Origin of the sequence: Citrifermentans bremense R1, assembly GCF_000426865.1 — a bacterium.
Classification (GTDB): domain Bacteria; phylum Desulfobacterota; class Desulfuromonadia; order Geobacterales; family Geobacteraceae; genus Geomonas; species Geomonas bremensis.
Window position 1 is genome coordinate 53836 of sequence record NZ_AUGE01000016.1, and the last position, 13307, is coordinate 67142.

At 59.2% G+C, this 13307-nt stretch carries 15 protein-coding genes; 7 read left to right on the forward strand and 8 right to left on the reverse strand.

What is annotated here, in order from left to right; all coding sequences use genetic code 11:
• Positions 1-11: 11 nt before the first annotated feature.
• Genes K419_RS0111365 through K419_RS0111375 form a run of 3 tightly spaced genes read right to left on the reverse strand, consistent with a single transcriptional unit; the run spans position 12 to position 2704 of the window.
• Positions 12-320, reverse strand: a complete 309-nt coding sequence (locus tag K419_RS0111365) for a DUF485 domain-containing protein (protein ID WP_012531271.1) — start codon at positions 318-320, stop codon at positions 12-14.
• A 40-nt stretch (positions 321-360) separates the two neighbouring features.
• Positions 361-1125 (reverse strand): IclR family transcriptional regulator, encoded by a 765-nt coding sequence (locus K419_RS0111370; protein WP_026841698.1) that lies wholly within the window; start codon positions 1123-1125, stop codon positions 361-363.
• A 19-nt stretch (positions 1126-1144) separates the two neighbouring features.
• A complete protein-coding gene (locus K419_RS0111375) occupies positions 1145-2704 on the reverse strand; it encodes an acetyl-CoA hydrolase/transferase C-terminal domain-containing protein (protein WP_026841699.1) in 1560 nt (519 codons plus the stop codon).
• 380 nt (positions 2705-3084) lie between these two features.
• On the opposite strand from K419_RS0111375, the gene K419_RS0111385 reads away from it, so the two are divergent.
• Positions 3085-3489, forward strand: coding sequence for a helix-turn-helix domain-containing protein (locus K419_RS0111385; RefSeq protein WP_026841700.1), 405 nt, complete (start codon positions 3085-3087; stop codon positions 3487-3489).
• A 72-nt stretch (positions 3490-3561) separates the two neighbouring features.
• On the opposite strand, the gene K419_RS0111390 is transcribed toward K419_RS0111385, so the two are convergent.
• Entirely contained in the window at positions 3562-5199 is a 1638-nt protein-coding gene (locus K419_RS0111390; protein WP_026841701.1) for a sensor histidine kinase, read from the reverse strand.
• 234 nt (positions 5200-5433) lie between these two features.
• Here K419_RS0111390 and K419_RS0111395 point away from each other — a divergent pair, with 234 nt between their 5' ends.
• The 3 genes from K419_RS0111395 to K419_RS0111405 all read left to right on the forward strand — a co-directional run bounded on the left by K419_RS0111395 (position 5434) and on the right by K419_RS0111405 (position 7399).
• The gene (locus K419_RS0111395) at positions 5434-5931 is read left to right on the forward strand and encodes a PaaI family thioesterase (protein WP_051292995.1); all 498 of its coding nucleotides are present in this window, start codon (positions 5434-5436) and stop codon (positions 5929-5931) included.
• Positions 5932-6442: 511 nt separating this feature from the next.
• Positions 6443-6739, forward strand: coding sequence for a hypothetical protein (locus K419_RS0111400; protein WP_026841703.1), 297 nt, complete (start codon positions 6443-6445; stop codon positions 6737-6739).
• A 183-nt stretch (positions 6740-6922) separates the two neighbouring features.
• On the forward strand, positions 6923-7399 hold the full coding sequence (locus tag K419_RS0111405) for an SH3 domain-containing protein (RefSeq protein ID WP_026841704.1): 477 nt from the start codon (positions 6923-6925) through the stop codon (positions 7397-7399).
• 89 nt (positions 7400-7488) lie between these two features.
• Here the strand turns inward: K419_RS0111405 and K419_RS0111410 are convergent, their stop codons facing one another.
• The 3 genes from K419_RS0111410 to K419_RS0111420 all read right to left on the reverse strand — a co-directional run bounded on the left by K419_RS0111410 (position 7489) and on the right by K419_RS0111420 (position 9809).
• The gene (locus K419_RS0111410; protein WP_226377686.1) at positions 7489-7896 is read right to left on the reverse strand and encodes a YbaN family protein; all 408 of its coding nucleotides are present in this window, start codon (positions 7894-7896) and stop codon (positions 7489-7491) included.
• 150 nt (positions 7897-8046) lie between these two features.
• The gene (locus K419_RS0111415) at positions 8047-8847 is read right to left on the reverse strand and encodes a metallophosphoesterase family protein (RefSeq protein ID WP_026841706.1); all 801 of its coding nucleotides are present in this window, start codon (positions 8845-8847) and stop codon (positions 8047-8049) included.
• Positions 8844-9809: a diacylglycerol/lipid kinase family protein gene (locus K419_RS0111420; protein WP_026841707.1), complete on the reverse strand. Its 966-nt coding sequence runs from the start codon at positions 9807-9809 to the stop codon at positions 8844-8846. The genes K419_RS0111415 and K419_RS0111420 overlap by 4 nt, the downstream gene beginning before the upstream one ends.
• A gap of 273 nt (positions 9810-10082) precedes the next feature.
• On the opposite strand from K419_RS0111420, the gene K419_RS0111425 reads away from it, so the two are divergent.
• The 3 genes from K419_RS0111425 to K419_RS0111435 all read left to right on the forward strand — a co-directional run bounded on the left by K419_RS0111425 (position 10083) and on the right by K419_RS0111435 (position 12632).
• Positions 10083-10496, forward strand: a complete 414-nt coding sequence (locus tag K419_RS0111425; protein WP_026841708.1) for an SseB family protein — start codon at positions 10083-10085, stop codon at positions 10494-10496.
• 327 nt (positions 10497-10823) lie between these two features.
• Positions 10824-12398 (forward strand): methyl-accepting chemotaxis protein, encoded by a 1575-nt coding sequence (locus tag K419_RS0111430; protein ID WP_026841709.1) that lies wholly within the window; start codon positions 10824-10826, stop codon positions 12396-12398.
• 3 nt (positions 12399-12401) lie between these two features.
• Entirely contained in the window at positions 12402-12632 is a 231-nt protein-coding gene (locus K419_RS0111435; RefSeq protein ID WP_026841710.1) for a hypothetical protein, read from the forward strand.
• On the opposite strand, the gene K419_RS0111440 is transcribed toward K419_RS0111435, so the two are convergent.
• Complete coding sequence (locus K419_RS0111440) at positions 12633-13106, reverse strand: cupin domain-containing protein (RefSeq protein ID WP_026841711.1); 474 nt, start codon at positions 13104-13106, stop codon at positions 12633-12635.
• Positions 13107-13307 lie beyond the last annotated feature (201 nt).

The following is a 13307-nucleotide window of genomic DNA, read 5'->3' on the forward strand; positions in this document are numbered from 1 at the left end:
TGTCCCCTCCTTTAATTAAGCACGTCAAGCAGCTGCTTGGTCAGCCGGTCGAAATCCTTGTTGGCGACGTGGGCGTAATAGGCCGCGACGCCGATGGCAACCACGAACTGGGAGAGGATGAAGAGGTAGCCGAAATTGATGGGTCCGATCACCTTGATCCGGAACGCTTCCGGAAAATATCCTGAGATGACCGGGAGGAGCAGGTAGTAAATGGTCGAGATGATCCACCAGCTGAAGAGGAAACTCCTCTTCTTGTTCTTCAGTTCCAGAAACTTGCTGTTGTTCGCTATCTTTTCCCAGTCGTAACTCGTTTCCGCCATGGCTCTCCTCCTTGGTTAAGGTTTGACACATCCCCCTACATCACGGCCTTGCATAGCCGAATTTCATGGAAAGCAGCTCGCCGCTTAAAAGCAGCGAGGGTATGATCTCTTCTTCCAGCCGGGAACCCAAAAGCCGTACCGACGGCCCCAAAAGGGTGAGCGCGCCGACCACCTTGCCGGCATAGTCCCTTACCGCGACGGCCACGGTAATGACCCCCTCACCCATGCCACCGCAGTCGACGGCGACTCCCTTTTCCCTGATCGACTCCAGTTCGCGCCGCAAATCGGCCAGGTCCGGAAAGGCCGACCGGCCGCGGCGCCAGCTCTTGCCGATCTTTTCCAATAGGTCCCAGGAATCTATGGCGCGCATCACCTTGCCGGCGGCGTTGTTGAAGAAGGGAAACCTCCTCCCCACCAGCGGCTCGCCCTTCCCCCCGGCCTCGACGCAGGCCACGTCGACGAAAAGCACCTCCTCTCCTTTCAGGATGGCCATGTACACCGCCTCTTTGTGCCTTCGCGCCAGGCTTTCCATGACCGGGCGCACTTCCCGCACGATGCTGCCGTAAAGCGCCTCCACCTTTCCCCGGGAGTGCCCTTTGTCCGCCTTCGGCAAGAGCCTCTTCCCCGCCTCCTGCTGCTCCAGGCTTTCCAAAAGGCGCCTGGTCCGATACCTGCTGATACCGACTCTCCGCGCGAGCGCGGAGAGGGAGCACTCTTTTCCCTCGATGGCGAGCGCCTCCAGAAGCTCCACGGCCTTTTCCATCCGCTGCGGCGGGTTTCCCCCTTTGGACCGCTTTTTTTTCATGGTTTCCCCCCGCGAGCACCTAGTCCCAGTTGGGGATCTTCATGGTCCCCTTTTCCGCCAGGCTCTGCTGCATCTTGAAGACCTTGAAGAGCATGTGGGGCTCGTGCCCGACGTTTTGCTCGAAGCACTCCCGCTGCGCCCGCTCGTAGTATTCCTGCATGATCGGCTTGTACTCGGGGTGCACGCATTTGGAGATGATCTGCTGCGCCCGCTCTCTCGGGCAGAGCCCGCGCAGGTCGGCGAGCCCCTGCTCGGTCACCAGCACATCGAGGTCATGCTCGGTATGGTCGACGTGGGGGACCATGGGGACCACGCAGGTAATGCCGTTCGCGTCGCTCTTCGAGGGCCGGGTGGAGGGGGTGTGCATGATGGAGAGGTAGGCGTTTCTCAGGAAGTCCCCGGAGCCGCCGATGCCGTTGATCATCCTGGTGCCGCCCACCAGTGTCGAGTTGGCGTGGCCGTAGATGTCGAACTCCACCGGGGTGTTCATGGCGATCACCCCCAGGCGGCGGATCGGCTCGGGGTTGTTGCTGATCTGCATGGGGCGCAGCACCACCTTGCCGGTGTAGAAATCCCAGTTGTCGTAGAGGCGCTGGAAGCCACCCTCGGACAGCGAGAGCGAGGTGGAGGAGGCGAAGTCGAGCTTGCCGGAGTCGAAGAAGTCCAGCATGGTGTCCTGGATCACCTCGGTCCAGACCTGTACCTTGCTGAACGGTCCCTGCACCAGCCCCCCCACCACAGCGTTGGCGATGTTGCCGACCCCCGACTGCAGCGGGAGCAGGTTTTTAGGCAGGCGCCCCGCCTTCACCTCGAACTGGAAGAAGTCGATGATATGCGCCGCGATCTGCTCCGACACGGCGTCGGGAGCGCTGAGGGCGCGCCCGCGGTCGGGCTTTTTGGATTCCACGATGGCGATGATCTTGTCCGGATCGCACGGGACGTACGGGGAGCCGATCCGGTCGTCGACGCGGCTGATCAGGTACGGTTTCTTGTAGGGAGGGCGCTCGGTCATAACGATGTCGTGGAGCCCCTCGAAGGATGGGATCGCCGTGTTGATCTCGATGATGAGCCGGTCCGAGTGCTGGATCACCTCGGTGGCGCAGCCGATGGAGCCGCCGAGGATGATGGAGCCGTCTTCGGTGATGCCGCTTGCTTCGATGAGCCCGAGATCGAACCCCCCTCCCCTTTCCTTGGTGTAGAAGCCGTAGGCGAGATCCTGGGCGTAGAGCGAGAGGTGCTTGTCTCCCATGCGCACGCCGCCGTTGTTCACCTGCTTTTGCACCACCTTCCCGGTCTGGTAGGGCCAGCGCTTGTCGGTCATGGAGAGCGATGCCCAGCGGTCCTCGATCTCGGCGCCGATGGAAGCGCCGATGAAGAGGTTGAAGCGCATCTTCCCCTGCAGGTTGTTTTTCTCTACGTAGTCCGCCAGCGCCTCGGGCACCACCTTGGGATAGCCGACCGGCGTGAACCCGGACCACCCAAGGTCCATGCCGTTTTTGAAGAACGGGATGGTATCCTCGGCGCTCATGATCCTTTGGTGCAGACTCTTCTTCCTGATCCTCTGCTGCAGCTCGCTCATTTAAACCTCCGTTTTGATATCCCTGCCATAAGTCATGCCCCGGGCGGTTCATGTTCCAAGGGGCAGCTCCAATCGGGCAACAGTGGCGGCGGCTAAGGAAAAACGCCCTGTCTTTGCGGCAGGGGGCCCTCGACGCCATTCAGCTGATAAATCATGAGGAAAGGAGGTACGGGAAGTCGGGACAGGATCGGATGTGGGAATAAAATATCTATCCTTTACGTTCATGTCAAGCACAAATAAAACAACTTTATAATATGTGGTCAAATTCGAAGCAATCGGGGAGCAACCTCCCGTTTTAGGGAACCGTTCTGCATACTCTGTTGACAAAACTGAAGGGATGGTCTAAAAGTGGGCCTCAGAACTTTACGTAAAGGTAAACCATGAACCAATTGAGGCAGGGCGAGACGGCGGTTGGGATAGGAGACCTGGCGAAAGAGTACGGGCTGACCACCAGGACTCTGCGCTACTGGGAAGAAGTGGGAATCATAGAATCGCTGCAGCGGCAGGACGGCGCCACTCGTGAATTCACCCCCTATTACTTCAGAAGGATCAAATTCATTTTGCGGCTGAAGGAGCTGGGACTAAGCATCCGCGAGATGCAGGACCTTTATCTCGCCTATGGCGAGGCGAAGAGCACCCAGAGGATGATCCCGCGTCTGATCGAGATTTTGGACCAGCACATCGACAAGGTGGATGGGAAAATGGCGCAGCTGGCTTCGCTTCGGAAGGAAATCGTGGAATACCGGCAAAAGATGCTGACGCGCCTTGCGCCGGAATGGAGCTGATGAGAGGGGTGTAGGGGACGGCAGCGACCGCTCGGGAAAAGGGTTGCGGAAGGCTCCCTTTGCCGCCCGCCGCTAGCCGAGGGTGAAGTAGAAGGTCGCCCCTTGGCCGGGTTCGCTCTCGGCCCAGATCTGGCCGCCGTGCCGCTGAATGATGCGCTGCACGCTGGCGAGGCCGATGCCGGTCCCTTCGAAATCGCGCGCGTCGTGAAGGCGCTGGAACGGTTTGAACAGCAGATCCCCCAGGGCCATGTCGAAACCCGCCCCGTTGTCCCGGACGAAGTAGGCGGTCTTCCCCTGGTGGTCGATGGTGCCGAAAGCGATCTCGCTCAGCTCCTTTTTGGCGGAGTACTTCCAGGCGTTTCCCAGCAGGTTGTCCAGAACCACGCGCAAAAGATGTGCATCGGCGACACCGCGCACGCCTGGCTGGATAAGCAGGGAGACGTTGCGCTGAGGCTCGGCGCGTTTGAGTTCGGCGCAAAGCTCCTCCACCAGCCCGGTTATATCCACCTCTTCCCTGACCGATTCACCTGTGTTTCGGCGCGAGAAGTTGATAAGTGTGTCTATCAGGTGGTTCATCCTGATGCTGCCGTTGAGGATCTCCCGTACGTATTCCCTGCACTGCGGGTCCATGCCGGGACCGTAAAGCTCGAGCAGCACCTGGCTGAAGCCGTTGATGGCGGTGAGAGGCCTTCTGAGGTCGTGGGAAACGGTGTAGCTGAAGGCCTCCAGTTCTTCGTTGGCAAGCTCCATCTCGCAGGCGCGCGCCGAAAGGTGCGTGTGCAGCACCTCGATCTCCTCGGCAGCCTGTTTGCGCTTGGTGATGTCGGAGACCATGGCGAACGCCCCGGTGAACTCGCCGCTTGGGCCTTTCACGGGGATGGCGGAAACGCTGGCCCATATCCTGGAGCCGCCGTTGCGCAGCAAGATCGTCTCGTAATGCTCGGACAGCCCCTTTTCCCGGCTCTTCATTTTGGCGGCTATCTCGTCGTGCAGGCAGTCGTCGACGAACTCAAGGAAGAGACGCCCGACGACGTCGCCGACCTCCAGGCCCAGCATCTCGGCGAACTGACGGTTGGCGTAGCTTACGCGCCCTTCGGCATCGACGGCGAGTATCCCCTCCTGGGAGGTCTCTACTATCATGCGGTAGCGCTCTTCGCTCTCCTTCAGAGCCTTTTCCGCAGCCTTCCATTCGGTCACGTCGGTCATGACGGCAAAGGAGCGCAGCAGTTCCCCCTGGGGTCCCAGCTCCGCCGAGGCGACAAGGAGCACGTCCAGGAGCTCCCCGCTCTTTTTCACCATCTGATAATGGACGTTGCAGCAAAAACCGGTGCGGAAGAACTCGGGCAGGACGACCTCTTCGGCGTAGCGGCGCGACTCCTCGGTGAGAAAATCGGTCGACTTGCGCCCGATCACCTCCTCCCGCTGGTAGCCCAGCACCTCGACCCAGTAGTTGCTGACTCCCAGGAGCAGCCCGTTGCGGTCGATGGAGTGCAGCATGACCGGGGTGTCGTTGTAGAGGGAGCGATACCCCTCCTCGACGGAACGCTGGGATTCGATGACGCGGCGCAACTGGGCATTCTCGGCCTCGACCGTCGCCAGCCTGCGCTGCAGATCCTGCAGCAACAGGGCCGCCTTTGGGTCCGGCAGGGAGATGTCGAGTGGAGCCTTCGGTAATTTCTCCCGCGGCTCCGGCGTCAGGTCGTCTTGCATCACTTTGCTCCAGCTTTCATGGCACGATGAGTGAGTTTTTGTTTACGCCTTGCAGCTGAAAGTGTCAACTAGATTCACCGCCTCCGGCGCCTGGAAGCCAGCAATGTCAACCGGTTGACCGGGAACCAGGGGCCCTGACGCCCTGGCCGGGATCCCCCCTTTATTTCCCGGGCGAAATCTGATAAGGTACCGCCCACGTTAACGTATACAAAAACATGCTAAGGAGAAATCGCAGTGCCTACTTCGACTGTACTGAAAGCTTGTGAGGAGACGGAACCGGAAATCGATTTGAGCGGCGAGGCCGGCTGGACCCCTTTCGACGCACCTGCACTGGTGGGGGATTCGCTCCGCTTTGTCTCCGGCGACAGAAGCGGAGACCGTTTCCGGGCCCGCTACTACCGCGACGCCGACAATCATCTCCACGCCAGGTTCTGGCTTGGCCCCGAAGCCGAAGGCCCCCCGGGGCATGCACACGGCGGCGCAGTCGCAGCGATCATGGACGAGGCGCTTGGGTTGGCGGGATGGGCCGAGGGGTACTCCATCGTGGTGGGAAACCTGAACGTCAGCTTCCGTAACATGCTCCCCTTGGGGAGGGTGATCACCGTGGAAAGCAGGGTCGTCTCCGTCGAAGGGCGCAAGATCATGGTGCACGGCCGCATCTTCTGCGGCAACACGACCTATGCCGAAGCGCAATGCCTCTGCATCACCATCCCCGGCATCCCAGGCAAATAAATCTCCGTACCTGCGGTGGTCTGGCCGTCACCGCAGGTTTCCACGGCACGCCCCTTTGTACCTCCCGCAAGGAAGCGATCTGTAACACACGACATCTATTACGTGCTGACATAGCAGCATGCCCTGGCAGTAACTTCCGTCTCCGAAAGTAAAACCTTGCTTTCACCTATTACCTTCAATCTCCCTTTTTCGATATATTGGAGTAGCGAGGAAGCTGAAGCAGCTAGAACCCTCTACCGCTGAGAAGCACAAGATGGCAGCAGTGAGACTGTCGCCTGAGTTCGATCAGGAAGAACCGGATGCGAACGATAATAAAGAAGAATGGATCAAGATAAATCATGACGGCGGCACCATGTATTGTATTTGACATGGCGCTGCCGTTTTTTTTCAAACTTTTTCTTAAGTAACGTAAGGACAGGCCGATAACACAGTAAAACCTGTCGCAGGGACCGTTCAAAAGAGCATAACTGTCCCCCGAAACACGCTCACTGCCAGACTGGAAGGAATGATAATGGAAAAAGCGCCGTTTATCTTGGTACTGTTCGTCTCAATACTTGGACTGCTTGCTGCCAATCCAGGTTTCAGGGACATCGCCGAGCACGATAACCGCGAGATATCCAGCTACGACTACGCGAAACTGCATGCGGCTATGGAGCATGACGCAGAGATAGCCGCCCTGGCAAGAAGGGAGCTAACGCAGGATCACGTCACTATCGCCCAGTACAACAAGGTGATGCGGAAAATAGATAGCATGAAGCTAAAGCAAGCGCGCCAGGTTGCGACTGTGCAGCAGGCGAGCCTGAGATAGACCGATCTTTTTGATTGAATAATTCTCATAATAAAGTTATTATCTTGACCGTTACAAATTTTTTGCTTCAATAGAGCCACCATCTCCTGCCAGTTTTTGAAGCGAACTGTCAGGTGCATAAGATCGGCAAACGCGATTCATCATCGACCGAATGGCCTGCAATCCAATAGCAAAGGAGAAGTCATGAGAAAAGACATCCGCAGTATCATTCTTGCAGCAGCAGCCGTCGCTGCGTTTGCAGTCCCCGCCCTGGCCGAGAGCAGCACGGTCTGCACCGTAACTGCACCGGAGATGAGGCTCAGAAAGAGCCCCAGCAAAAAGGCCAAGGTAGTGGCGATCATCAAAAAGGACACCAAAGTAACGGCGGAGCAGTGCTCGGGCGGATGGGTCAAGGTCTCCTCTCAGGACGGCAAGCTCAACGGATACATCGGGGGCTGGGCGCTCGCCGCTGCCCCGACTCAGGTCGCCGAGGCGCCGGCAACGCAAGTAGCCGACACGGCTCCCTCCACTATCGCGGCACAGAAAGAGGTCCCCTCCAACGAAAAGCTCGCCATGCAGATCACCGAGCTGCGCCTAAACGTGCTCGGCATCGAGCGCGACATGCAGCAGATGCATAAGGAGATCCGCAAAATCAAGTCGACGTTGCGGCATAAAAAGTAAACTGCCGGTGCAGCAGGGGCGAGGCTCCTGACCGTTTCACTAAAAGAGGGCATCCCGGCTTAGGGATGCCCTCTTTTACGTGCTGTCGTTTACTGGTTGCGGATTTTCCACCTTCGATTTACCGCAGCAGGAACGCTCGGCAGCAGCAGGAGATAAACCGTGACGACCGCCGCGATGGTAACGAGCAGGAACTTTGCCCAGGTGCTCTCGACGAACCATGCCGTCACCGGGAACGAGATCCAGATGGCACATACAGCGCATGCCTTCGCCTTGCGTGACATTCCGCCGTGCACCAGGTAGTCCTTCAAGATCGGGCCAAGGTGACGATGTTCGACGAGCCAGGTATGAAATTTCTCAGAGCTCCTTGAGAAGCAGAATACAGCCAGCAGCAGGAAAGGCACGCTCGGCACCAGGGGAAGGAACAAACCGATAACCGCGCAAGCAATGGAAACCCAGCCGACGCCTATGAGTATCAAGCGCAGCACCTCGTTCTTCACCTGCCTGCCGCCTCGCCTCCCTATGCCATAACGCATGCGTATTCCTCTCCTCACCTTCTCAACATGCCAACCCATTGTAAGCGAACTGCACCGGTTTTGACGAGAAAAAAGGGGCGGGACGAAGGCACCGGTCACCCATAGTTGCATCACCTATTGAAGGAGAAGGATCTCCCGCTCGGCAAGACAAAAAACTCTGCGGGCAGCGTAGTCCCAGCGCTCGACCAGGCAACTGCGCGGCTCATTTTCTATGCGGTAGCGGATCAGGTTGACCGAGTTGGGAATTTCGCCGCGGACCCGGCGGGAAACGGCGGTCCCGGCAAGGACGGACCAGACCCGGCGGGGAATTTCGTGAACTTCGTTTAGAAGGCGCACATGCGGGAGATGAACGTGTCCCCCGAGGATCAAGTCGGCGCCGGCTTCGGCCCAGGCGTGGATGGCGTACGGGTGGTTCCTCAACAGGTTTTTCACATCGCTTTGCCGGGTGGCGCGCACGGGCTGGTGCGCCGCTACGACGCGCAGTTGGCGGGGCGAGCCCGTCTGGAGACGGCGGCTCACCGTCTCGATCTGCCGGGGCGACACTTCCCCGTGCTTGTGGCGCGAAGGGCGCGTCGTGTTGACCCCCACTACCAGGAGCTCTTGCGACTCGAATACCGGCTCCAGGTTGCGGCCGAAGCTGCGTTGAAAATTGCCGTAGGGCGAGAAAACCCGCCCCAGGATGTTGAAAAGAGGGAGGTCATGGTTCCCGGGGATCACCAAGAGGTGCGGCACGGGCATACGCCCCAGAAAGTCGACAGCCGCTTTGAACTGCCAGGCGCGGGCGCGCTGGGTGACGTCCCCTGAAAGCACCAGGAGATCCGGGCGCAGGTCGCCCGCCAATTGCAGCAGCGCCTCGACCACGGCCGGAATTTCCGTGCCGAAGTGGGTGTCGGATATATGCAAGATGGCGCTCATTCCCCCTCTCCCCCCACCGTTTTGGAACGGGGGACGACGAGAAGCAGCGAGTCGGGTGCTGCCTGGAACACCAGCGGAGGGACCATCCAGGTGACCTCGCCGTCCGTTGCCACCTTGATGCGCCTGCCGCCGTGCAGCGGTTTCACCGTAAGCCTCTTGAAGGAAAAGGAGTCGACGGCATCCGCTTCCCGAAGCTTTCCCAGTACCGCCAGTGCCAGGGCTGAAATCAGTTGTCCCACCCCTTGAGCCTTGACCACGATCGCCGCCAGTTCCCCTTGCTGCACGGCGCGCGCCTCAGGCAGCCCCATCTGCCGCAGTTGCAGCAGGTTGTTGTCGACTACCAGGGTGCAGATGTGCATCACGTCGCTCCCCGCGCCGTCGTCGAGGGCCAGCACCAGCCGCGGTGGCGGAGCCAGCAAGGTCGCAAGGCCCGACAGCACGGCAACGAGCCTGCTGCGCCCGAATCTCTGCTTATGAACCTCGCGCTTTTCCAGCAGCTTGGGATAAAGGCCGAGGCTTGCATTCACCAGGAAAGGGCGCTGGTTCACCAGCCCGACCTGCACCGGCCGCAGCTCCCCGCGCAACAGCAAGGAGCAGGCCTCTTCCGTATCGACCGGGATCCCGTGGGCGCGGCTGAAATAGTTGAAGGTACCCTGGGGGAGTACGCCGAAGGGACACCCCGAAGGGAGCACCTCCTGGACCACCGCGTTGATGGTACCGTCCCCCCCCGCGGCGACAACTGTTCCCTGCTGCTGCCGTGCGAGCTGCACGGCCTCCCGCGCCACCTCCGGCAGCCGCCGTATGTCGCTTACGCGCCACAGGCGGTAAGGACGCTTTCCCGCGGCAAGGACGCTGCGGATGGCATCCTCCCTTTGGTCCGCATCCTTGTCTCCGGAGCCGGCGTTCATGACTATGAAAAACGGGCTAGACGCGCGCTGGTTCATATCGTTTGACAGTGGCAAGAGAGACTCCTTCGGCCGTAACGGGTACGACGGATTCCCCGGCAAGGGGCGAAGCGCCGGCACAAGATTGGAATTCTATCATACCGCTACGGAACGAAGCATCCTTCCGCCTCTTGGGCAACGAACGCGTCGCCCGCCCCCCAGGCGCCGGACCGGATGCGCCCCTCCCCGGCCGCCGCACGCAGCCGATATTATGCTTGTAATGCTTTTTGCGGTTTAGTATGTTTCCCGAAAGCAAAACAATACACGTTCACCTAAGACAAAGGAACCACGATGGAAAAACTAGACGAGGCGCTGGTCGAACTGCGCCAGGACATGCGGGACCAGAAAAAGCAGTCCGCCTTTTACGACCTCTTTCTCAACTCCGCCTTTTTCGTCCCCATCCTGAACAACGACCAGCAGCAGGACGAGGCGGCGGGAGTCATTCCGGTTATCACCGAGGCTGAAGGAAACGATTACCTGATGATATTCAGCTCGCTGGAGCGGCTGAAGGCCTGGGCCGGCGAGGAAGGGAAGTTCATAGAGGCGCCGGGATTCCTGTTGGCCCAGAACACCACGCCTCCCCTGCACTGGGCTTTGAACGTCGGGACGGAGTTCTCCAAACAGTTCCACCCCGAGGAAATAAAGTGGCTCAGGGATTCGGTGGAGCGGTGCAACGCCGAGGCAGCCAAGGGCTCCGGAGCCTGATAGGCGCCTCGGGCGGAGTTGCCGCCTTTTCCCCAAAATCGCATTCGCAAACCCGAAGGCGCCCGTGAAGATACCGGACGCCTTTTTCTTTTCAAAAGGCGCACCAGCCAAGCTCCCGATACCCCGCCGCAAACGCACGAACGACCCTCAATCGAAACTGTATACAGTTTTTATTAAAGTCATAGTCTTTCTCGCCGAACCTAATAGGTAGCAAGATAGGCTCTCTTATGCGTTATGCCTTTCCTTTTGAAAAGTACGCGGCGGGCTTCTTTCTTGTGTAATGCGCAAAGACGCGCGACGATCAAAACAGAAAGGAGTTCCCGCTGCATGGAAACTATCTGGCACTACTATCTCTGTCTCACCATCAAGACCAGGTTGATGATTTTATGCCTGTGCTACAGCTTGTGCATCGTCGCTGCAACAGTTGCAGGTTCCGTCGACTCACAGATCTGGCAGTGGGGACTGACGATTTTGTTCATCGCCATGGGCGCGCTATTCGGCGGTATCAACATCTGGGGCATCACCAGTGCGATAGCGCGGACTATCAACAACCTTGAGGCACTGGCACAGGGAAACCTCAGCCAGGAGATCGTGATCAAGCGCACCAATGAGATCAGCAAGCTCCTCCACGCCATGCGCAAGATGGTCGGCAACCAGACCGAGGTGCTGCGCAACATCCACGGCGCCAGCCTGCAGATGGAACAGTCTTCCTTTCAGATTTCCGAGATCTCCAACGAGATAGCCGATAGCACCAAGGCACAGCAAGCGCAGGTACTGCAGGTTTCCGAAGCAACCGGCGAGGTGCTCACGATTTCGTCGTCGGTGCGCGAACTCTCCGACATGATGCTGAACGAATCCCTGGTGACCGAAAAGGAGGCCGAACAAGGCCTTGACGCCACCAACCAGAACATCGACCAGATGCGTTTAACGGTCGCCGAGGTAAACCGCGCAGCGGAAGAGACCTCGGGGTTGAATCAGGTGGCGGAGGAGATCCACAAGATCATCGCCAGCATCACCGATATAGCGGACCAGACCAACCTTTTGGCGCTCAATGCCGCCATCGAGGCCGCAAGGGCGGGAGAACAGGGTCGCGGCTTTGCCGTGGTGGCCGACGAGGTCCGCAATCTCGCCACCCGTACCTCAAGGGAGACCCAGGAGATCACCAGGATCATCTCGTCCCTGGCGGAACAGGTAACCGCTACCATGGGGACCATGGAACGGATCGTCGAGCGCGTCAACGGCGGGGAGCAAAAGACCCTGCAAACGGCCCAGATAATACAGAGCATGGCCTCCTCCGTCCGCGAGACCTCCGCGGCCAGCCGGCGCATCTCCGATGCTAGCAAGTCCCAGATGGAGCGGCTCACGCAGTTGCAGCAAAGCCAGGAATCACTCTTCCACACCATAAAGGACAACGGCGCCAAGATCGGGGTCACCGCCACCATCAGTGGGGACCTCAACGCCGTCACCAAACAGTTCAACCGCCTGCTGGACAACTTCACCTTCAGTACCGAAACCGAAATCGAGCGTTCCGCGCGCGAGCAGCGGCAATACCCGCGCGCGAACAACGGGCTTCTGGCCGTGATACGCGAGACGGGTTCGCAGCAGGAGATCCAGGGAATCACCAGCGATTTCAGCATGACCGGGCTCCAGCTGCGCATCGCCGCGCAGGCCGGGCTAAAAGAAGGGCAAGTCGTCGAGGTGGAACTGATGACCCCCGGCACCTCCCTGGACGAATTCGAGCAACAGGTGCCGCTCAAGGTTACCGCGCGGGTGGTATGGCTCCGTACCAACCATGACGGCGCTGCCTGCGGCCTTGAATTCAAGCCCCTGGCCCCGGCACAGCAGCAGCGACTGGAAGGTTGTTTCCGGCACTTCAAGAAGAACTCCCGCTTCAAAAGCTAGCGGATGCGGAGCGCCGCCGGCGCGCAGCGCTACGAGCTTGGACAAAAAGGCGCCTGGGTTTCCAGGCGCCTTTTTTCGCGTAACACCCTTGGCCTGGGCAAGGCACTCAAATCCAGAGGTCTCGACGACCGCAGCATCGAATTGGGTACAGGTGTGCTGGCGTTCCTGGAAGAGCCGGAGTACCTGGAACTCTTCACCGGCCGCGGACGGCTCCCCGACTCCCTCTGGCGCTGACTACTTCCCTTTTTTCTCGCCTTGATCCACCAGTTTCAGGCTCCACGGCCCATTGGTCGCGATCTGCAGGACCGTTTCCTTGTCCACCCAAGCGTTGTGAACCGTCCTGGGCGCAAGGGCGAAATAGCTTCCGGCCGGAAGCACCGTCGGATTATCCGGCGTCTTCCCCATGGCGAGTTTGACAGTCCCTGAGATCACCGTTACCCGCTCCACCCCCTCGTGAAAATGGGGGGCTATGGTGGTACCGGCGGGGAGTTTGAGACGGACAGCGAAGTACCCACTCTTCTTCGGGTCACCGTCCAGGACCGCCATCTGCGAGGTCGGAAGCTCTGCCGGGCCGCTCTTCCATTCCAACTGGTCCGGGGCAAGAATCACCTGCTTGGCCGGCTGAACAGTCTGCTTTTTCGGTGCTGCCGTCACGACCGACGCGAACGACACACATGCCACTGACAGTACCAAGATCCTCTTGATCATAACGCCTCCACTGTTAGTTGATTTTAAGACGCCGACAACTATAGGGATAATTTTGCAGTAGTCAACCTGACGGTCGTACTGCGATCTTGGGACCTGGGGAGTTCTCTCAAGAATCCATCTGTCTTTGAAGGGTGGCGCAGCAGAGAAGGCGGGGGAGAAAGTGATCGATGGGGGGGCCTTGGTTCGAAAAGGCTTCGGCGC